The 21,902-nt window shown below is 44.9% G+C and carries 16 protein-coding genes, 1 other RNA gene and 2 other annotated features; of the genes, 16 read left to right on the forward strand and 1 reads right to left on the reverse strand.

Annotated features, from left to right (window positions below):
• The first annotated feature begins 67 nt into the window (after window positions 1–67).
• Window positions 68–433, forward strand: a complete 366-nt coding sequence (locus LKD46_RS15490) for a hypothetical protein (protein ID WP_227574333.1) — start codon at window positions 68–70, stop codon at window positions 431–433.
• On the forward strand, window positions 400–648 hold the full coding sequence (locus LKD46_RS15495; RefSeq protein ID WP_227574334.1) for a hypothetical protein: 249 nt from the start codon (window positions 400–402) through the stop codon (window positions 646–648). Before LKD46_RS15490 ends, LKD46_RS15495 begins: the two co-directional genes overlap by 34 nt.
• Before the next feature lie 166 nt (window positions 649–814).
• Here the strand turns inward: LKD46_RS15495 and LKD46_RS15500 are convergent, their stop codons facing one another.
• Window positions 815–3,085 (reverse strand): glycoside hydrolase family 3 C-terminal domain-containing protein, encoded by a 2,271-nt coding sequence (locus tag LKD46_RS15500; protein WP_227574335.1) that lies wholly within the window; start codon window positions 3,083–3,085, stop codon window positions 815–817.
• 339 nt (window positions 3,086–3,424) lie between these two features.
• Window positions 3,425–3,707: a binding site (T-box leader), on the forward strand.
• A 73-nt stretch (window positions 3,708–3,780) separates the two neighbouring features.
• Here LKD46_RS15500 and LKD46_RS15505 point away from each other — a divergent pair.
• The 14 genes from LKD46_RS15505 (at window position 3,781) to LKD46_RS15570 (ending at window position 21,353) form a co-directional block, all read left to right on the forward strand.
• Window positions 3,781–5,436 carry a 2-isopropylmalate synthase gene (locus LKD46_RS15505; RefSeq protein WP_182466255.1) on the forward strand — a complete coding sequence of 552 codons (1,656 nt, stop codon included), beginning with the start codon at window positions 3,781–3,783 and terminating at the stop codon, window positions 5,434–5,436.
• 123 nt (window positions 5,437–5,559) lie between these two features.
• Window positions 5,560–7,506, forward strand: a complete 1,947-nt coding sequence (locus LKD46_RS15510; RefSeq protein WP_227574336.1) for a DUF2142 domain-containing protein — start codon at window positions 5,560–5,562, stop codon at window positions 7,504–7,506.
• Window positions 7,507–7,991: 485 nt separating this feature from the next.
• Window positions 7,992–8,825, forward strand: coding sequence for a cell wall hydrolase (locus LKD46_RS15515; protein WP_227574337.1), 834 nt, complete (start codon window positions 7,992–7,994; stop codon window positions 8,823–8,825).
• Window positions 8,826–9,041: 216 nt separating this feature from the next.
• Window positions 9,042–10,532 (forward strand): threonine synthase, encoded by a 1,491-nt coding sequence (gene thrC, locus LKD46_RS15520; RefSeq protein WP_118515946.1) that lies wholly within the window; start codon window positions 9,042–9,044, stop codon window positions 10,530–10,532.
• 82 nt (window positions 10,533–10,614) lie between these two features.
• Window positions 10,615–10,792: non-coding RNA, 6S RNA (ssrS, locus tag LKD46_RS15525), on the forward strand.
• Between the two features lie 59 nt (window positions 10,793–10,851).
• Entirely contained in the window at window positions 10,852–11,910 is a 1,059-nt protein-coding gene (locus tag LKD46_RS15530) for an aldose epimerase family protein (protein ID WP_227574338.1), read from the forward strand.
• A 35-nt stretch (window positions 11,911–11,945) separates the two neighbouring features.
• Entirely contained in the window at window positions 11,946–12,533 is a 588-nt protein-coding gene (locus tag LKD46_RS15535) for a GNAT family N-acetyltransferase (protein WP_118515947.1), read from the forward strand.
• 25 nt (window positions 12,534–12,558) lie between these two features.
• A complete protein-coding gene (locus LKD46_RS15540) occupies window positions 12,559–13,452 on the forward strand; it encodes a YihY/virulence factor BrkB family protein (protein ID WP_118369068.1) in 894 nt (297 codons plus the stop codon).
• Between the two features lie 47 nt (window positions 13,453–13,499).
• Window positions 13,500–13,721, forward strand: a binding site (T-box leader).
• A gap of 95 nt (window positions 13,722–13,816) precedes the next feature.
• A complete protein-coding gene (pheS, locus tag LKD46_RS15545) occupies window positions 13,817–14,836 on the forward strand; it encodes a phenylalanine--tRNA ligase subunit alpha (protein ID WP_227574340.1) in 1,020 nt (339 codons plus the stop codon).
• A 66-nt stretch (window positions 14,837–14,902) separates the two neighbouring features.
• The gene (gene pheT, locus LKD46_RS15550; protein WP_227574339.1) at window positions 14,903–17,320 is read left to right on the forward strand and encodes a phenylalanine--tRNA ligase subunit beta; all 2,418 of its coding nucleotides are present in this window, start codon (window positions 14,903–14,905) and stop codon (window positions 17,318–17,320) included.
• On the forward strand, window positions 17,320–17,928 hold the full coding sequence (locus tag LKD46_RS15555; RefSeq protein ID WP_138277596.1) for a histidine phosphatase family protein: 609 nt from the start codon (window positions 17,320–17,322) through the stop codon (window positions 17,926–17,928). The genes pheT and LKD46_RS15555 overlap by 1 nt, the downstream gene beginning before the upstream one ends.
• A gap of 296 nt (window positions 17,929–18,224) precedes the next feature.
• The gene (locus LKD46_RS15560) at window positions 18,225–18,437 is read left to right on the forward strand and encodes a ferrous iron transport protein A (protein ID WP_044962386.1); all 213 of its coding nucleotides are present in this window, start codon (window positions 18,225–18,227) and stop codon (window positions 18,435–18,437) included.
• Between the two features lie 145 nt (window positions 18,438–18,582).
• Complete coding sequence (locus LKD46_RS15565; RefSeq protein ID WP_118515949.1) at window positions 18,583–20,244, forward strand: MotA/TolQ/ExbB proton channel family protein; 1,662 nt, start codon at window positions 18,583–18,585, stop codon at window positions 20,242–20,244.
• Between the two features lie 14 nt (window positions 20,245–20,258).
• A complete protein-coding gene (locus LKD46_RS15570) occupies window positions 20,259–21,353 on the forward strand; it encodes an OmpA family protein (protein ID WP_118625452.1) in 1,095 nt (364 codons plus the stop codon).
• Window positions 21,354–21,902: the final 549 nt, after the last annotated feature.

Below are 21,902 nucleotides of genomic sequence, written 5' to 3' on the forward strand. Positions count from 1 at the left end.
GCAAAATAGCGAGTACCTCATTACACCATCCAGCAGAGACAGATGTGATTTTGGAGCTGGGTTTTATATGGGGACAGAACCATTGCAGCCATTGACTTTGATTTGCGATTATGATGAATCGGTATTCTATATAGTTTCAATAGATGAAAATGAGTTAAAAAAAATTGAAATACCAGCAGATATCGAATGGGCCATGTTGATTGCTTATCACAGGGGAAAACTGGAAGAAATAGCAGGGACAGAATTATATGCTAAGTATGCGGTGACACAGAAAGCATGTGATGCAATCCGGATTGAAAGGAAAATTCCGCTTCTTTGGATGGAAAGACAGGCGTTAAAGAAAGTAAGTGGCCGAAATCGAAAACAAGGTATTTCCTTGGCTAATCGGAAGAGTACTTATTGGAAGAGTTTGCAGATGAATGCCCGGAAGTAAAGAAAGATGGTATACAGTATGATAAGGAAGTTATGTATTGGGCGGGATATGTGTATCGATACTGGCATTATGTAACAGGTGAATCAAGCAGAGAGATTTATCGTCAGGCTCCGGCAAAAACCATGAATGTAAATTACCTGATGTTTCACACGATGGATCCGGAGATGGCGGTGGAGGATCTTAAGGAAATCTACAGGCAAAAAAGTGGTGTGTAAAATATGGGTGCATCGCAGATCGAGCAATATAAAAAAATTGATGCACTGCTGATAAAAAATCAAAAAGCTGACAGAAGTACGAACCTGTGTCATTGTAAAAGCAGGTTTTATTCTGTCAGCTTTTTTATGTAAGTATAATTCGAGTGGCAGAGAATGCTCTGTGAAATTATACCAGTTTATTTAATTTTTCAATAATTTTTGTAAGTTCTTCTCTGGAATACCCTCCGAAGCTTACCAGTGCACGTAATGGCATGGAGTCAGTCATGGCTTCTGTCATTTCTTCGGTTATAGCTTCGGAAGCGGCTTCAGAAGAGGACTCTTCACCACCGTTCATGGCTGAGATATATTTTGCTGTCAGTTCTTTTGCTGTTTCGCTTGTTTTCGGGTTGCGGAACAGTTCGCCCAGGGTGGTGTTCATATGAACATGCATCGGAAGCTCCTGGCTGCTGTTCAGATGGATCCTGCCTTCAAGACGGATATCTCTGGAAGAGGTACCGACAAGGAGCTTATATTCGCCGCTGGCTGCGAACCAGTCATGAAGTTCTGTATTGTACCATGCGAAGCTTCTCTTGTCCAGTTCCATGGTTACTGTTTTGGTTTCGCCTGGGTTCAGGAAAACCTTTTCGAATCCTTTGAGTTCTTTTTCCGGACGGATCGCGGAATGGGTACAGTCTTTGACGTAGAGCTGTACGACTTCTTTTCCTGCCACGTTTCCTGTATTTGTTACATCAACCGAAATGGTGATCGTGTCTTTGTCTGTAGGATTTTCATTGGAGATCTTCAGGTTGCTGCAGGCAAAGGTAGTGTAGGAGAGTCCATAGCCAAACGGATATGCTACATCCATTTCTTTTGTATCGTAGTAGCGATAGCCTACGAATACCCCTTCACGGTATTCAACCTTTTCACCACCGCCAAAGTTCAGGTAAGATGGATTGTCGGAGAGCTTGAGCGGCATTGTCTCGGCAAGCTTGCCGCTTGGATTTACTTTTCCGTAAAGGATGTTTGCGACAGCGGTACCGCCTGCCTGACCGCCGAGGTATGCTTCCAGAAGTCCTTTTACATCATTGAGCCATGGCATCTCCACGGGGGAACCGTTGTGGAGGACGATCACGGTATTCGGCTGTACTTTAAGGATCTCAGCAATGAGACGGTTCTGGCATTTAGGAAGCCTCATGTGGGAACGGTCGTATCCTTCAGATTCAAAGCTGTCCGGAAGTCCGGCGAAGATCACAACCTTGTCAGCGGCGGCAGCAGTTTTAATCGCTTCAGCTGCAAGTGCGTCATCGTAGAGATCTTTGTCTGCAGGAAAACCTTCCGCATAAGTAACCTGTGCATCGGAAGGAACGGAATCCAGTGCATTTGTGATCTTGAAGCAGTTGATATGAGAGCTTCCGCCACCTTGGAAACGAGGCTTCTTTGCAAAACCACCGATGAAAGCAACTTTTTCGGATGCTTTCAGAGGGAGAATTTGCATATCGTTTTTCAGAAGAACCATAGATTCTTCCGCAATGTGGCGTGCTTCTTCATGGTCTTTTTCCATAGTGAAGTCCTGCGGTGCACGGTTGTCTGTATATTCAAAAATTATGCGTAAAATACGTTCAACAGCCTCGTCAAGAATGTCTTCCTTGAGGGAACCGTCTTTTACGGCCTGTACGATAAGGGAATCGTTGACTCCATTGGAGGAGGGCATTTCCAGATCAAGTCCTGCCTCAAGGCCTTTAACGCGGTCATTGACTGCGCCCCAGTCAGACATCACATAGCCCTTGAAGCCCCAGTCGCTGCGGAGAACATCTGTGAGAAGCCATTTATTCTCAGATGCGAAAGTGCCGTTGATCTGGTTGTAGGAGCACATGAAGGTGTATGGCTGAGCTTTTTTTACTGCAGTTTCGAATGCAGGGAAATAGATTTCACGTAAAGTGCGCTCATCAGCCTCGGAAGAGTTGCTCATGCGGTGATATTCCTGGTTGTTTGCTGCAAAGTGCTTGATAGAGGTTCCTACATGCTGGGACTGTACTCCGTTTATAAAAGCGGCTGCGATCTCACCTGCAAGATATGGATCCTCGGAATAATATTCGAAGTTTCTTCCGCAGAGAGGAGAACGTTTGATGTTTACGGCCGGTCCGAGAACTATGGATACATCGTTGGCCTGAGCTTCTTTTCCGATAGTTTTGCCCATTTCTTCCATCAGCTTGCGGTCAAAGGAGCAGGCACTTAAAGCAGCCGGCGGGAAGCAGACGGCTTTGATGCTGTCATTCATTCCAAGATGATCGCCCTTGTCATCCTGCTTACGAAGTCCGTGAGGGCCGTCGCTGACCATTACTTCCGGGATTCCTAAGCGCTCCACATGTTTCAGATGCCAGAAATCAAGACCTGAGCACATGCCGGCTTTTTCTTCCAGTGTCATCTGGCTTACGATTTTTTTCAGATCACGTTTCATTAAAAATACCTCCGAAATTTTTTTCTTACTATGAACTATAGCATGTTTTACTGGTAAAATATAACAAAAATTTGTTAAAAATAAAAAAATATTGCAGTTTAGCCGAATCAAGTAAGTCCCCTGCTTCAATTGCGAATATCCGCATGACCCTCACATTTTCAGGAATATAAAAACGATATGCAGGTCGATTGACAGAGCGGTGAGAGATATCTATTTCTGGTTTTTTATATAATCATAATCTTGTTTTGCACGGTGCATCGTTAAAATTTTGTACGGTGCATCGTTAAAATTTCGTTGACAAATCTTCCATAACGTGTTAACCTAATACCAGTTCAAAAAGAAAATGCGTAGATGAGGAATAGTACACAAGAGAACGGAACACAGAGAGCTGCTGGCCGGTGAGAAGCAGCGGAAGGGATTTGTGGAACTCGCCTCGGAGCATCTGCCTGAAATCTTTATATATTTTGTATATTATATAAGAGAGTAGACGCAGACGGTGTCCGCCGTTATCCGGAGAGGATATAAGGATGTATGTACATTCCGTATCTGTCAAGTGTGTGAATTTTTATTCATGAAATAAGAGTGGTACCGCGTAGGACAGCAGTTGTCTTTCGTCTCTTGCAGAATCTGCAGAGTCGGAAGATTTTTTTATGTCTTTATATCAAAAAACAGAAAAGAAAGTGGAGGAAAACAAAATGATGACACCATCCAAGTACAAACGTCAGTATTACATGCCGCCGGTGAAATGTATGAAATGGGCGGAGAAAGAATATGTGGATAAGGCCCCGATCTGGTGCTCTGTAGACCTTCGTGACGGAAATCAGGCACTTGTGATCCCGATGAGTCTGGAGCAGAAAGTGGAATTTTTCAAGCTTCTTGTAAAAATCGGTTTTAAAGAGATCGAGGTTGGATTTCCGGCTGCTTCTGAGACAGAGTATGAGTTTCTCCGTACGCTGATCGAGCAGGATCTGATCCCGAAGGATGTAACGATCCAGGTGCTGACTCAGGCAAGAGAGCATATCATCCGTAAGACCTTTGAAGCTGTTAAAGGCGCCCCAAAAGCAATCGTTCATGTATACAACTCCACATCCGTATCTCAAAGAGAGCAGGTATTTAGAAAATCAAAAGAAGAGATCCTGAAGATTGCAGTAGATGGCGCTGCACTTCTGAAAAAACTGGCTGATGAGACAGAGGGCAATTTCCAGTTTGAGTACAGCCCGGAGAGCTTTACGGGAACAGAGCCTGAGTATGCGCTGGAGGTGTGCAATGCGGTTCTGGATGTATGGCAGCCCACTGCAGATAACAAAGCGATCATCAACCTGCCTGTTACTGTTGAGCATTCTATGCCGCATGTGTATGCAAGCCAGGTGGAATACATGTGTAATAATCTGAAATACCGTGAAAACGTGATCGTTTCTCTTCATCCGCACAATGATCGTGGATGTGGCGTTGCAGATTCTGAGATGGGTCTTCTTGCGGGTGCTGACCGAATTGAGGGAACTTTGTTCGGAAATGGTGAGCGTACCGGTAATGTGGATATTGTAACACTTGGTATGAATATGTATTCCCAGGGTGTGGATCCGAAGATCGATTTCTCTGATATGCCGCATATCTGTGAGGTTTATGAGAAATGTACCGGAATGCAGATATATGAAAGAAGTCCGTACAGTGGAGCTCTTGTATTTGCTGCATTTTCCGGATCTCATCAGGATGCCATCGCAAAGGGTATGCACTGGAGAGAGAATGGAGATCTGGAGCACTGGACTGTTCCGTATCTGCCGATCGATCCGACAGACGTGGGAAGAAATTACGACGCAGATGTTATCCGTATCAACAGCCAGTCCGGAAAGGGTGGCGTAGGCTATATACTGGAGACAAAGTTTGGACTGAACCTTCCTCCGAAAATGCGAGAGGCTATGGGCTATGCAGCCAAAGCAGTGTCCGATCACAAGCACAAAGAGCTTCATCCGGACGAGATCTTCAGTCTGTTCAAATCTACCTTCGAAAATGTGGTTGAACCATACAGCATCAGTGATGTTCATTTCCAGCAGAAAGAAGATGGCATCGTAACACGGGTTACTTCTACATTCCGTGGAAAAACCATCGTTACAGAGGCTTCCGGAAATGGTCGTCTGGATGCGGTAAACAATGCACTGAAGAAAGCTTACGAACTGAAATACACACTGGAGACTTATCAGGAGCATGCTCTGGAGCAGAGCTCTTCCTCCAAGGCTATCGCTTATGTGGGAATCCGCAAACCAGATGGAACGCTTGCCTGGGGAGCAGGTGTTGATCAGGATATCATCCGTGCCTCTATTGATGCACTGGTAACTGCGATCAACAATCGATAAGCATCCAGTTCCGGATAGGTTTACAAAAAATGAGAAGCTGCCATAAAACGCAGCTTCTTTTTTTGCCGTGCAGATGCTATAATAGTGCGGAATGTGAAAATAACAGAGAGTAAGAGGGATATTATGAAAAATAAGAAAAAAAACAGGAGCTCATACAGCCTGTCTGCAGAGCTGAAAAACGCTCTGAAATATCTGTTGATATGGGGAATGATCCTAATCTTTTCCGCATATCTGCTAAGTGATTCGGAGATTCTCGGAAATGTAAAGCAGCAGGCAAGACCGGATACCTGGTCGATGATCGGTGTGGGAGGATGCTTTGAAGAGGAGTTTACCTGCAAAACGAACCGTCTGTCAGGTGTGGAGCTTTTTCTTTCTACAGAGAGTGCATCGGTTGCTGGAACGTTTCAGGTAACTCTGTATCAGAATGACAGGGAGATCCAGAGCTGGCAGGCCAGCAGACTGACCATATCGTCGGGGGATACCACGTATTTCAGGCTTGCCCAGAAGCTTACGGAATGTAAGGGGCAGAAATTTCGAATCGTTTTAGATGGCGCAAAAGGGGATACCGGAGTGGCTGCAGGGCTGGTGAGCCAGAAGGATGATACACAGACACTTGCCTATCGTATTATTTCCAGTCCATTTCCAAAATCACTGGTGTTTCTGGTAATTGGGGCGGCAGCAGCTGTGATGCTGGTGATCTTTGCATTTCTGAAACGCAGACAGCTCCGGGCAGAAGTGGTGTTTGCCGTTGTTTATATTTTTATGAGTATCTGTACGCTGGCGGCGGTTCCGGCCTTTAATTCGCCGGATGAGTACAGTCATTATCTGAGAAGCTATGAGGTTTCCAGAGGATATCTGACGTCGGAAGGCAACGGAGGAAACGACTTATTCTCATATGGAAGGACGTTTAACAGTGGTCTGGTTCCGGAATTTACCTCCAAGGATCATGTATCATTATGGGATATCGGAGAGAATGCAGATCAGCGTATCGACCGGGAAAAAACACAGTTTTACGGATTTGGAAATACAGCCTTGTATGCACCTACTTCGTATCTTCCCCAGGTAGTGGGGATCCGCATTGCAGATTTGTTTACAGACCGGCCGATGGTTCTTGCCTATGCGGGAAGAATCGCCAATATGCTTATGTTTGGACTGTTCTTTTTCTTTGCCATTCGTCTGACGCCTGTTGGGAAAAATTTTCTCGTACTTCTGGGGCTGGTACCTGTGAATATCCAGTCAGCAAATTCCATGTCTGCAGATGCCCTGGCCCTGGCTCTGACGGTTGCTCTGGCTGCCTTTGTATTGGCCATGCGATATAAACAAAAAGAAGTTATGAGTGTAAGACAGCTGATATGGATGTACGTACTGACCGGATTTCTGTGTCTTTGCAAAGTGGTTTACATGCCGTTTTGCCTGCTCCTGTTCCTGATTCCGAAAGAACGGTTTAGAAGCAGGAAAAATTACTGGTTCCACGTAGTCTGTGCAGGAACCGTGATCCTGATCTTAAGTTTCGGCTGGCTGGCCATTGCGTCCCGATATCTCTGTGAGTCACAGCCGGGTGTGGATACAGCTGCACAGCTTGTGGGGATCCTGAAGGATCCGGCTGCCTTTGTCCTGACTTTTGTGCGGAGCCTGGACAGCTTTGGTGTGACCTATCTTACAGAAATGATAGGAAGTAATCTTGGATGGCTGAACATTCCTGTCTGTGCCCTGCTGGCAATGGGATATCTTCTGATCCTGGTCCTTCAGGTTTCCGGGAATGATGATATGTCGGGAATCCGTCTGGATCTTCCGGCAAAGGGTATTCTGGGAGGAGTTAGTCTCCTGGTATTTGCGCTGATCTTTGTCACGTTATACGGACAGTGGACAGCCTATGGCTACGATAAGATCCTGGGCGTTCAGGGACGGTATTTTCTGCCGCTTCTTTTTTCGCTGATCCTTGCGCTGAAGCCCAAACGATTTGCCGAAGGAGCCGGGGAAACACCATGGGGGCTGTTTCTGGGAGCCTGGAGTATCGATCTGTGCGTTTATGCGACACTTTTCGTGCAGGCATTGTGCCGTTTTGCATAAGGGGTCGGATCTGGTCGAGCAAAAATCCTTGACTGGATGAAAACAAAATATTATAATCAAATCCGTAAATAACAGAAGAAAAAACTGTTCTGAAAAAGGATAAACAGGCAGATAGAAGTACGATTTCCGGAAAGTGGGTGTACAACATTGGACGGAGATGGAGACGCTATCTGCCTTTTTTCTGAAATGAAACATGGTATGAATGTGGATAACTCTGCGATTTTATGTGGATTTAATGTGGAATACATGTGGATAAGGTGTGGATAAAACACAAATACCGCCATTGAAGCGTTAAATACGGGAAAAAGCTTGACATATTCAATATTATTAAATATAATTTTCCCATACATTACAAAAATGTTACAAACATGTAAAGGAAATCGTAATGATCCGTAAATATCCGGGAAGCGATGATAATGGGGGTTGTGATATCGTATCGAAGGATTACGGGCTGTTACAGAAAATGAAACGCAAGGAATGAGATTATGAAAGTTGAGAAAGATTTACGTGAGGCTGACGGAGTGCAGGATGAACGTAGAAATGGAAAAACCGGAGGAAATTCCGCGCGCAGTTTTGCAGTGCTGACATTATGTGCAGTTTTGGCGATGGTTATTTCTCTGGGGACAAGGACATTTGCAGAAAGTGAAGGAGGCAGGGTTTATGCAGCTTCAGATGGAGGAGAGGGCTCTTCCTATGAAGAGGTTGCTGTTCCTACCGGGATCGCAGGTGTGGTTTCAGGAGTTACGGATACACCATTATCCGGAAGCACGGTTACAAGGATCGGAAGTTCCTGTGAGCAGGTGATCGTAGGCCAGAGAGTACAGAAAGTAACCAATACTGCTGCAGATCTTAATGTAAGCTCCTCTATGGAAAACAAAGTAAATGAACTTGATGCAAGATCGATCACACTGGCGGAAAATCCCACACTGATGTCAGATGAGGACTATGATACACTTCTGAGGATCGTGGAGGCAGAAGCAGGAAGTGAAGATATCAAGGGCCGTGTTCTGGTGGCCAATGTCATCATGAACCGTGTAAAAAGCGAAGATTTTCCGAATACGGTGACAGAGGTTGTCTGGGATAACAGTGACGGCGTTCCGCAGTTTTCACCGACCTATGATGGCAGGATCAATGAAGTTGCAGTTTCTGATGAAACAAGGGAAGCGGTCAAGCAGGCGCTGAAGGGTGCTGATTATTCTGAAGGTGCACTGTTCTTTATCCAGAAATCCGCAGCAGAGGAACACAATGTGAAATGGTTTGAAAAGGACCTGAAGAGGCTCTTTAAATATGGGGTCCATGAATTTTATACATATAAATAGGAAGAACTGATGCAGTACAGAAGGAACCAACCGCCGGCAGAAACAGACCGGCGGTTTCTTTATGTCCGAAAGCTGTGAATATCTGTCTGATCACAGGGTGGGATTGGGCAAGACAGATTCTTTTTTAAAAGTGGTGGCATTTTCCATAATTCCATGCTATAATGTGATAACGTTGAAAAGAAAACGAATATCTTACAATAGAAAGGCGGAACACCAATGCAGGTATTGTACAAGAGCACCAGAGGAAAAGAGCAGGCAGTTACAGCGTCTATGGCCATACTTAAGGGCCTTTCTGAGGACGGCGGACTGTTCGTGCCTGAAAGCATTCCACAGCTGGATGTACCAATGGACAAGCTGGCACAGATGACCTACCAGGAGACAGCATATGAGGTAATGAGCCGTTTCCTTACAGATTTTACTGAGGATGAGCTTAAGAACTGTATCAACAAAGCATACGACAGTAAATTTGATACAGAAAAGATTGCACCTCTTCATGAAGCGGATGGGGCATATTTTCTGGAACTGTTCCATGGCGCGACCATCGCATTTAAGGATATGGCACTTTCCATTCTTCCGCATCTGATGACAACTGCAGCGAAGAAGAATAATGTTAAGAATGAGATCGTAATCCTTACCGCAACATCAGGAGATACCGGTAAAGCTGCCATGGCAGGCTTTGCAGATGTGCCTGGAACGAAGATCATTGTATTTTATCCGAAGCATGGTGTCAGCCCGATCCAGGAGAAACAGATGGTAACTCAGAAGGGTGCCAACACTTATGTGGTAGGTATTACCGGTAACTTTGATGATGCCCAGACTGCAGTTAAGAAGATGTTCAATGATCACGAGCTGGCAGCAGAGCTGGATCAGGCAGGTTTCCAGTTTTCTTCTGCAAACTCTATCAACATAGGTCGTCTTGTTCCTCAGATCGTGTATTATGTATATGCCTACGCATCACTGGTACGCGACGGCAGGATCAAAGACGGACAGGAGATCAATGTGGTAGTTCCTACCGGAAACTTCGGAAATATCCTTGCTGCGTACTATGCGAAACAGATGGGCCTTCCGATCCACAAGCTGATCTGTGCATCGAATGAGAACCGTGTTCTTTATGATTTCTTCCGCACAGGAACTTATGACAGAAAGAGAGATTTCATCCTTACGACATCTCCTTCCATGGATATCCTGATCTCCAGCAATCTGGAAAGACTGATCTATCGTCTTACCGGAGAAAATGCTGAAAAGTGTGCAGAGCTTATGAAATCTTTAAGTGAGGGCGGCGAATATACCATTACTGACGAGATGAAAGCACAGCTTGGTGATTTTTATGGCAATTTCTGCAGCGAAGATGAGACTGCACAGGCCATCAGTGATATCTACAAAGACAGCAATTATGTGATCGATACGCATACAGCGGTTGCAGCCGGCGTATATAAGAAGTATGTAAGTGAGACAGCGGATCATCTTCCGACAGTGATCGCTTCTACTGCAAGTCCGTATAAATTCACAAGAAGTGTTATGGAAGCACTTGGCGAGGAGCATAAAGATCTGGATGATTTTGGCCTTGTAGACGCATTAAGTGCGCTTTCCGGAGTACCTGTTCCACGTGCAGTTGAAGAAATCCGTACTGCGCCGGTCCTTCATGACAGGGTGGTAGATGCAGTGGATATGCCGGCAGCAGTAAAGGATATTCTTAAGATCAAATAATAATTGATAATAAAATCAGTAAGAAAATGTATTTTCTGTTGAAAAAGCACAAATACTGGTTTATAATAAAAACAACGAAAACCGAATCCTGGAATGTTCGATCCCCCTTTTCTTTTTGAACCTACATTGACATTTTGGGAATCCAAAATCGCAGGTTGGATGTCAGACCTCACGTCGTGGTAGGCAGAAGACACTGTTGAGGATACCCACCTAGCATCTGCTAGGCGTCAAAAATAAGGGAACGGCATCCCGGGATTAATCGGTTAAAGACATGGAGCCGGTTAGTGGCTCTTTTTTCATATATGGGAGGAATTAAAACATGAGTGTTTCTGAAAGGAAATTTGGGACACTTCCTACAGGGGAAGAAGTAAAGATCTATCATCTTGAGAATAAAAAAGGTGCCTATGCTGAAGTGCTTCAGTATGGCGCGATCCTGGTGAAGATATGTGTTCCGGATAAGAACGGAGATCTGAAGGATGTGGTCCTTGGATATGACGATATCAGGGGATATGAGATTAATGGATGCTTTTTTGGTGCAATCATTGGAAGAAGCGGAAACCGTATCGAGAATTCCAGATTTTTTATTGATGATAAAGAAGTGGTTCTTGCAGAGAATGAGAATCATAACAATCTTCACAGCGGTCCGGATGGCTTTGAGAAAAAGCTGTGGGGAGTAAAGGAAATTTCCCAGGAGAAGAACAGCGTGGATTTCTTCCGCATCAGTCCGGATGGAGAGAACGGATTTCCGGGAGAATTTTCCATTGTTGTGAAATATGAATTCACAGAGGAAAACGAATTGAAGATCTTTTACAGAGGACGCTCTGATGCAGCTACCGTTGCCAATATGACCAACCATTCTTATTTTAACCTGAACGGAGAAGGCAGCGGAGATGTGCTTGCCCAGGAAGTGTGTATTCATGCGAAGTATTTTACTCCGGTAAAAGACAGCCAGTCCATTCCTACCGGTGAATATGCACCGGTGGCGGGAACGCCGATGGATTTCAATGTTTCCAAACCGATCGGCAGAGACATTGAGGCGGACTTTGAACAGCTGAAGTTTACAGGCGGTTATGACCATAACTATGTAACAGATAATTATGCAAAGGGCAATGTCCGTTCGATTGCGACTGCATACTGCAGGGAATCCGGTATCGGTATGGAGGTTTCCTCCGATTGCCCGTGTGTGCAGTTCTATGCAGGCAATTTTGTTAAGGATGAGAAGGGAAAGAACGGTCATGTTTATCATGAACGTTATGGATTCTGCCTGGAGACACAGGTGGAGCCAAATGCAGTCAATGTGGAGGATTTCCATTCTCCGATCCTGCTTCCCGGTGAAGAGTACAGCTCTGAGACGGTTTACCGTTTCTTTGTGAAATAACAGATAAACAGAATTAAAAGAGGTGCGAGAAGGCAATGCAGATACGTGTGGCAGAAGAAAGGGATGCAGCAACACTTTTAGAGATTTATTCCTACTACGTAGAAAAAACTGCGATCACATTTGAATATGAAACACCTTCCATAGAAGAGTTTACGCAGCGAATCCATGATATAAAGGTGAAATATCCGTACATTGTGGCAGAAGAGAAGGGAGAGATCCTGGGGTATGCCTATGGTTCGGCGTTTCACCCGAGGGCTGCTTATGGTTGGTGTGCGGAGATGTCTGTTTATGTGAGACATGACCGGCGGGGCAGCGGTGCAGGAGGCAGACTCTATCGAGCCCTGGAGAGTCTTCTTGCAGAGATGGGAATTCTGAACCTGAATGCCTGCATTGCAGTTGCACTAAAAGAAGATGAATACCTGACCAATGCCAGTGTGGATTTTCATAAACATTTTGGTTATAAGCGTGTGGGAGAGTTCCACAGATGCGGCTATAAGTTTAACCGTTGGTATAATATGGTATGGATGGAAAAGATGATAGGCGAACATAAGAGCCTGCAGCCGGAAGTAAAGCTTTTTCCGGAAATCCAGGATAAGATCGGATTTGAACGTTTTTCCTGGTAAAAAAAGAAACCTGAGGGAGGTCAGCATGGACGAGGAAAAGAAAAATATAATCCAGCTCATGCTGGGATTTGTGCGCAGGGCAAACGGAGATCATGTCAGTGCATATGCGGCCCAGGCAGCGTATTTTCTGATCATGTCTTTTATCCCGTTTATACTGTTTCTTACAACGCTGATCCGTTATACACCGTTAAGCTATAATGTTGTCAGGGATGCCATCATCGGGTTTGTGCCCGGAAATCTGCAGACCTTTGTGCTGAGCATTGTGGTAGAAGTATACAAAAGAAGTACAGCCATCGTGCCGTTGTCTGCGCTGATGGCGCTCTGGGCGTCCGGAAAGGGAATGCAGGCGATCACCAATGGTTTAAATACCATTTATCATGTAAAGGAAACCCGAAACTGGCTGATGACCAGAATCTATTCGGTTTTTTATATGCTGTTGTTTGTGCTGGCGATCATTGTCACTCTTCTGGTTCTGGTTCTTGGTAACCGGATCCAGGTAGCTGCACAGAGAACCATTCCGATTCTCGGGAGGCTGCTGGCCAAGGTTATGGGGGCCAGGACATTGCTTGTATTTGCCGTGCTGTTTGCAGTGTTTCTGGTTCTTTATAAAGTACTTCCAAACCGAAAGGCAACCTTTAAAAGCCAGCTTCCGGGGGCATTTATGATCGCAGTGGCGTGGATGATATTTTCCTACGGATTTTCCCTGTATTTTGCATTTTTTCCGGATTTCGGAAATATGTACGGAAGTCTGACTGCGCTGATCATGGTAATGCTGTGGCTGTATGTGTGTATGAACCTGCTTCTTTACGGGGCGGAGATTAATGCCTACTTCGAAAATGAATTCCGAAAGGCCCAGAGATCCGTAAAAACACTTCTTTCCAAGAAAGAAAATGAAAAAAACAGTACCAAAGAATCCTGACTTTGCGCTTGACAGAAGACAGACCTTGTGGCATAGTATTAAAAGACAGAAAAGCTGTGAAGGTGTTTATAGAGGATCGTTTTCTCACAGAGAAGGGAAGTCACCGGCTGTAAGCTTCCCCGAGTTCAGATGGTTCTTGAATTTCCCACCGGAGCTTCCTCTCTGAAGTAACAGTAGGAGATGACGTAAGCTGCGCGTTAAGCAGACAAGAGGTGCCCGTGATATTTTCATGGGAAACTGGGTGGTACCGCGGATATTCCGTCCCTTTTATAAGGGACGGTTTTTTTATTGCCCATATCTGGATCTTCGGGGTGGGCGGCGGATCATTTGATCATTTTAATTAAAGGAGAAATAGACCATGGATATGAAAGAAAGACTTCAGGAACTGGCTGAAAATGCCAGAAAACGGATCGAGGAATCCGAGGGCCTGGATAAGCTGAATGATGTGCGTGTTGCATATCTTGGAAAAAAAGGTGAGCTTACTGCAATCTTAAAAAGTATGAAGGATGTTGCTCCGGAAGAGCGTCCGAAGGTTGGGCAGCTTGTCAATGAGACAAGAGCTAAGATCGAAGAACTTCTGGAAGCCTCCAAAAAGGATTTCGAGGAGAAGGTCCGTGAGGAAAAAATGAAGGCAGAAGTGATTGATGTAACACTTCCTGCAAAGAAAGCGAAGATCGGTCATCGCCATCCGAATACTATCGCTCTGGAAGAAGTTGAGCGTATTTTCATCGGAATGGGCTATGAGGTTGTGGAAGGTCCGGAGGTTGAGTATGCGGACTACAACTTCACAAAGCTGAATATTCCGGAGGATCATCCGGCAAGAGATGAGCAGGATACATTCTTTATCAATGATTCCATTCTGCTCCGTTCCCAGACATCACCGGTGCAGGCACGTGAGATGGAAAAAGGCAAGCTTCCGATCCGTATGATCGCACCTGGCCGTGTATTCCGTTCTGATGAGGTAGATGCAACACATTCACCTTCCTTCCATCAGATCGAGGGTCTTGTTATTGATAAGAATGTTACGTTTGCAGATCTTAAGGGAACCCTTCAGGAGTTCGCAAAAGAGCTGTTCGGACCGGAGACAAAGACCAAATTCCGTCCGCATCATTTCCCGTTCACAGAGCCGAGCGCTGAGGTTGATGTTTCCTGCTTCAAATGCGGCGGAAAGGGCTGCCGTTTCTGTAAAGGTTCCGGCTGGATCGAAATCCTTGGCTGTGGTATGGTTCATCCGAATGTTCTCCGTATGTGCGGGATCGATCCGGATGAGTATACAGGATTTGCCTTTGGTGTGGGTCTGGAGCGTATCGCACTTCTGAAATATGAGATCGATGATATGCGTCTTCTCTATGAGAACGACAGCAGATTCCTGAAACAGTTCTAAAACAGTGAATACGGATCATGAGTATCCGTCTGACAGTAAATATAGAAAAAAGAAGGGACAACCAAAATGAATACTTCATTATCTTGGATTAAAACATATGTGCCGGATCTGGATGTAACGGCACAGGAATATACAGATGCCATGACCTTAACAGGCACAAAGGTAGAGGGCTTTACAGAGCTGGATGCAGATCTTGATAAGATCGTGATCGGCCAGATCGATAAGATCGAGAAACATCCGGATGCAGATAAGCTGATCATCTGCCAGGTAAATATCGGAACTGAGAGTGTGCAGATCGTAACAGGCGCTCCAAATGTAAAAGAAGGAGATAAGGTTCCAGTTGTTCTTGATGGTGGACGTGTTGCAGGCGGCCACGATGGAAAAATGACTCCCGGAGGTATCAAGATCAAAAAAGGCAAACTCCGTGGCGTGGAGTCCTTTGGTATGATGTGCTCTATCGAGGAACTTGGAAGTACCAGAGAAATGTATCCGGAAGCACCGGAATACGGAATCTATATTTTTCCTGAGGATGCAGTTGTGGGGGAGAGCGCTGTTAAGGCACTTGGCCTTGACGATGTGGTATTTGAGTATGAGATCACTTCCAACCGTGTAGACTGCTACGGCGTTCTTGGAATCGCAAGAGAGGCAGCAGCAACCTTCCAGAAGAAATTCTGCCCGCCGATTGTAGAGGTTAAGGAAAATGATGAGAAAGCTTCCGATTATGTAAAGGTTACTGTAGAGGATCCGGAGCTTTGCCCGCGTTACTGTGCAAGGGTTGTAAAAAATGTCAAGATCGGTCCGTCTCCGAAGTGGATGCAGAGATGTCTGGCTTCCAATGGAATCCGCCCGATCAACAACCTGGTTGATATCACAAACTATGTAATGGAAGAATTTGGACAGCCAATGCATGCATATGATCTGGATACCATCGCAAATCAGGAGATCATTGTACGCCGTGCAGGAAAAGATGAGAAATTCGTCACACTGGATGGCCAGGAGCGTATCATGGATGAGAATGTTCTGATGATCTGTGACGGTGAGAAGGCTGTCGGCATCGCAGGTATCATGGGTGGAGAGAATTCCATGATCACAGACGATGTAAAAACTGTTCTTTTTGAGGCAGCGTGCTTCGATGGAACCAGCATCCGTCTTTCTTCCAAGAGGATCGGACTTCGTACAGATGCATCCGGTAAATTTGAGAAGGGTCTTGACCCGAACAATGCACAGGCTGCAATTGACCGTGCATGCCAGCTGATGGAAGAACTTGGTGCAGGTGAGGTTGTAGGCGGAATGGTTGATGTCTGCAGCGAGACAAGAGAACCATCCAGAGTAAAATTTGAGCCTGAGAAGATCAACAAGCTTCTTGGAACCAGCCTTACAAAAGAAGAGATGATCGATTATCTTGGACGTGTAGAACTGGCTTATGATGAAAAAACAGACGAGATCGTTGCACCGACATTCCGTCAGGATATCCACTGTAATGCAGATGTTGCAGAGGAGGTTGCAAGATTCTATGGCTATGATAAGATTCCGATGACACTTCCTACAGGAGAGGCTACTACAGGTAAGCTGCCATTTAAGCTTCGTATCCAGGAAGTTGCAAGAGATATTGCAGAATACTGCGGATTCTCAGAGGGAATGTCCTATTCTTTCGAAAGCCCGAAGGTATTTGACAAGCTTTGTATTCCTGAGGACAGTGAGCTTCGTAAAGTCATCACCATCAGCAATCCTCTTGGAGAGGATTACAGTATCATGCGTACAAGCACACTGAACGGTATGCTGGCATCCCTTTCCACAAACTATAACAGACGTAATAAAGATGTTCGTCTTTATGAGCTTGGAAATATCTATCTTCCAAAGTCCTTTCCGGTCACAGAGCTTCCGGATGAGCGTACCATGTTTACACTTGGAATGTACGGAAAAGGCGATTTCTTTGATATGAAGGGTGTATGCGAGGAGTTCTTCGAGAAGATCGGAATGAAGAAAAAGGTTACCTACGATCCAAACAGTGGAAAACCATTCCTTCATCCAGGAAGACAGGCTAACATGATCTACGAGGGTAAGGTGGTTGGATACTTAGGGGAGGTTCATCCGGCTGTTGCAGATAATTACTCTATCGGAGAAAAAGCATATATCGCAGTGATCGACATTCTGGATGTTCTGGAATTTGCTGGCTTCAACCACAAATATACAGGAATTGCCAAATATCCGGCTGTAACTCGTGACCTGAGCCTCGTAGTTCCTCATGCAGTTCTTGCAGGACAGATTGAGGAGATTTTTGACCAGAGAGGCGGAAATATTCTTGAGAGCTATCAGCTGTTCGATATCTACGAGGGAGCGCAGATTGAGAAAGGTTTCAAATCCATGGCTTATTCTCTGGTATTCCGTGCCCATGACAAGACTCTTGGTGAAAACGAGATCTCCGCAGCAATGAAAAAGATCATGAATGGTCTTAACGGACTTGGAATCGAGCTGAGAAGCTGATGCTGATCTACATTGTAAGACATGGCCTGACTGAGTGGAATAAATTAAAAAAACTTCAGGGTGCAGCGGATGTACCTCTTGCGAAGGAAGGGGTTCTTCTTGCGGAAAAAACAGGAGAAGCTCTCCGTAATGTGATGTTTGATATCTGTTTTACAAGTCCGCTCTCAAGGGCAAAACAGACAGCAGAATATGTTCTGGGGAAACGAGATGTTCCGATCATACCGGATAAGCGGATTCAGGAGATCGATTTTGGTGTGCTGGAGGGTGATCAGGTAAGAGATGCAGATGGCAATTATATCGATCCGCAGATCGAGACTTTTTTCCGTGATCCGGTAAATTTTAAACGACCGGAAAAGGGCGAGGATATTTTTGATGTGATCGCCAGGACAAAGGATTTCTGGGATGAAAAAACATCAGATCCGACTCTTGCGGATAAAACAATTCTTGTTGCCTCTCATGGATGTGCAGTCCGTGCTCTTCTTCAAAATGTAGATCCTGATCCGAAGAATTTCTGGAGAGGCTCCGTGCCGCCTAACTGCTGTATTAATCTTGTGGAAGTAAAGAATGGAATGACAACACTTCTGGAAGAAGATAAAGTTTATGCATAAAAAATAATGAGAAACGCAGAATAACCGTAATGGCTGTTCCGCGTTTCTTTTTTTGTCTGTTTTTATTGGTGGAATTTTACAGGTTATGATTGACTAATCGAGATAAAATGAGATAAAATATACAAAAGAAATAAATAGTTCAGAAAAATAAAAGTTAAACTTTACTAATTATATAAAAATACAGAATTGTGTTGAAATTATATGAAATCATTTAACTGAGTGTGGATTGCGAATATCCGCCTACGGATAGAGGATGATTACTGATAGTGATGTGATATGTGGAATGGGGTGAGTGTATGCAGTCATTAAATGAGACAAAAGCAGGGGAAAGCTACACGATCAAGTGGATGACCGGAATGCCGGAGACTATGGAACAGATCAGGCAATATGATGTCAGTGAAGGAAAGACCGTACAGATCATAAGCAGGATACTTGGCGGAGTGATCGTAGGTGTTTGCGGACGCAGGATCCTGATCAGCGATGATGCAGCCTGCCGTATAAAAGTCTAAATAAAAGTATAAAATAGAAAAAAGACGAAAGGACAATTCTTTTGGCGAAGGAATTGTCCTTTCTGGTTGTTTTAGGGAAGATGTTATGGTAGTATGGGGACAAAAGAATAACTTTTTTCAAAAGTAAAGACAGGGGAGGCATATTATGGGAAAAAAGTTTATGAATACAGTGCTGTTTCTGGCAGTAACAGTGGCCGCGGCAACCCTGACCGCTTATGTGGGAAAAGGCTCCGGGAATGTGTTGCTTTATAATTTTACATTTCTGGGACTTATGCTGATCATATACGCAGTGGGGCTTTTTGCAGGTTTATATCGGATGGATAACCTGTCAAGAGCACTGAAGCATGGCGCTGGTGAGATCACAGAAGTGTTTCAGCTTCCGGGAAGAGCCAGAAAAGAAGAGATTGGACAGCTGCGAGGGATTTTTGGTGACCGCTATCTCGACAAAAAGATGGATGATTTTGTTGATAGTATCAGCAGAACGGAAGAAGGAATCGCTGAAGTAGAGGATTTTGTGAATATTGAGGATGTAGATGTACATATCCACAAGAGACTCCTTGAGATGGCTCCGGACATTTTTACAAGCCTTGGTATCCTTGGAACATTTATCGGTCTTGTGTGGGGACTTAAGAATTTCCAGCCCACGGATTATGAAGTGATGACAAGCTCGGTATCCGCTCTTGTGGATGGCATCAAAGTTGCGTTTCTGACCTCCATTTATGGAGTTGCACTTTCTGTTGTGTACACATTTGGGATGAAAAGCGGATATTCTGCGATGTCCCAGGCAATGCAGGATTTTCTGGATCGTTTTCACGCACTGGTGCTCCCTACTGCGGAGAATGAGTCCTGGAATCTCCTTGTTTCCAGCCAGAAGACGCAGACAGAAGCCATGAAACAGATGGCGGAACAGTTTTCTGTGCAGATGGCAGACAGCTTTGAGAAAGTGATCACACCTACTTTTCAGAAAATGAATGATTCTCTGGACGTTCTTACTGCATCTGTGACAAAAGGGCAGCAGGATGCGATCCGCGAGATTCTGGATACGTTTTTAAGCGAGATGCATGGGTCCTTTCAGATGCAGTTTGAAGATTTTAATGATGCCCTGGCAGAACTTAAGAAGGTGCAGAAGGAGAATACAGAATATACATCAGAATTGTACAAGACCATGAGTAGTCAGCTGAGTGAAACCTTTACGAAGCAGGAACGTGCCATGAAGGAAGCCATTAAGGAAATCGACGAGATGCAGAGTAGTTATATGAAGACTGCAGACCGTATTATCCGGGATAATCAGACGATCCAGCAGCTGCAGAAACGGGATTACGAAAAGCTTGCCCGGCATATGCATGAAAATGAAAAAGAATCCGCAGATCTCTGGAAAAACTGCAATGCATCTATGCGCCAGTATGTGGACAGTGCTGCAGAAGGGATGAAAGCAGTTGCGGATTCCAATAGGATCAGCGAGGAGCTTCTTCGTGAAGATAAGAAGATGATCGAAGATTTTGAAGCCAGAGTGAAAGAATTTACTGAGAGCCAGAAGATGGTCAACAGTGTTCTGGATGAGGTGCGCAGGCTTCTTTCTGAGATCAAGACGGCAAAAAATAACCGTGATATCCATCTGATCGCCGGACAGCCCTGGGGCTATGGAAGCAATGCCGGTATCCAGGAACTTAAGGATAAGCTGACGGGTCTGGAGGATCTTCTGGAAGGACAGGGTGCAAGACAGGAAGCATTGCTGGATGAGATCGAGCGCAGTATCCGTGAGGCAACGAAGGCAGCACAGAAAAGCCGTTTTGGTTTATTTAAATAAGAGAGGAATTGTCAATGCGCAAAAAAAGAAAGCCGGAGGAGCATGGATTTAATGTCTGGCGTTCTTATTCGGATATGATGGCAGGAGTTTTGCTGCTTTTTGTTCTGATCATGTGTGTGACACTTTTTCAGGCACAGAAGAGCTATCAGGACAGTCTGAAGGAACGGGATGAAAAAATTGCTCTTCAGGAAAAATATACAGAAGAGCTTCTGGAAAAACAGAATGCGCTGGATGAGCAGGCAGGGACATTAAAGAGCCAGGATGAGCAGATCAAGTCCAAGGACAAGCAGATCAAATCTCAGGATGAAGAACTGTCTTCTCTGGCGGAGAAGCTTGCCAAACAGCAGGAAACGCTTGAGGCGCAGCAGAAGAAGCTGAAAGAACAGCAGAAAAAGCTGGCCTCTCAGAAAAAGAAGCTTTCCAGCCAGCAGAATACATTGAAAGAGCAGCAGTCTGCGCTGGATGAAAAAACAGAGCTTCTGGAAGAGCAGCAGGAGAAGATCGATAAGATCATCGGCGTGAAAGCTGAGGTTGTGGAAGCTTTGCAGAAGGAATTTGAGAAAAAGAACCTCAATGTGGATATTGATCCACAGACAGGTGCGCTGACATTGAATGCCAATGTTATGTTTGATTATGATCAGGCAGAGCTTACCGATTCCGGTAAGATGACATTGTCTATGGTGTTGCCGACATATTGTAAGGTATTGCTGGATGATTCCTATAAGAAATATCTTGGCGAGATCATTATTGATGGTTATACGGATACAGATGGAGATTACAGTTATAACCTGGAGCTGTCACAGAAGAGGTCTCTGGCGGTAGCGCAGTATCTTTTGGATATTAAGAGTGATTTTCTGAAGGATTCACAGGTTCAGGAACTGAAGGATTGTCTGACAGTGAATGGGCATTCCATGTCAGATCCGGTTCTGGATGCAGATGGAAATGTAGATAAAGACGCGTCCAGACGTGTAGAGGTAAAATTCCGTCTGAAGGATGAAGAGATGATCCAGGAACTGAATAAGATCATGCAGGGAGATTCTGCAGAGTCCGACGGTACTGCTCAGAAAAAAGAAAAGAATCAGGAAGAAAATCAGGATAATAAGCAGTAATTAAATATGGCTGCTTTATATTTGGCAGGGGATTATCTGATGAATTTTCTGACATTGGTTACGGTTGGAAGGGATTGCCTTGACAGACTGAGTTATCGGTTCTAGGCGGATTTTTCTATGAATTAGGAAGCTTGTATTTCGGGATGTAAGTCTAATGCAGTGTATGGGAAGTGATTGAGGTTTAACTGAATCAAGTAAGTCCGTTGCGGGTCTGCGAAAAGCGATGAGCTGTTATTCGGTTATGAGCAAGTAGCGAAGTGGATTGTGAATATCTGCTTGACATTTGTTCTTTTTTCTCTGGTGTCTGGTAGTGTTGTATTTGCTGGGCACCGGGGATTTTTTGTTTTGTTGGAGATATAGAGTGACGCTAGAGAAAGGTGGAATCGGTCTGTGTGGGGGATGTAGTCGGGGGTGTTGTTGAGGTTTTGCGGGGGTGGATGGAGAGGGGGACGCCAGAAGAAGGTGGCATCGGTCCGGGCAGGGACTCCGTCGGGGGATACTACTAGGACTCCGTGAGACGGCTAAAAGCATTGCGGCAGGGCCAGAACT

Origin of the sequence: Blautia fusiformis (assembly GCF_020686995.1) — a bacterium.
In the GTDB taxonomy this organism is placed as follows: domain Bacteria; phylum Bacillota; class Clostridia; order Lachnospirales; family Lachnospiraceae; genus Blautia_A; species Blautia_A fusiformis.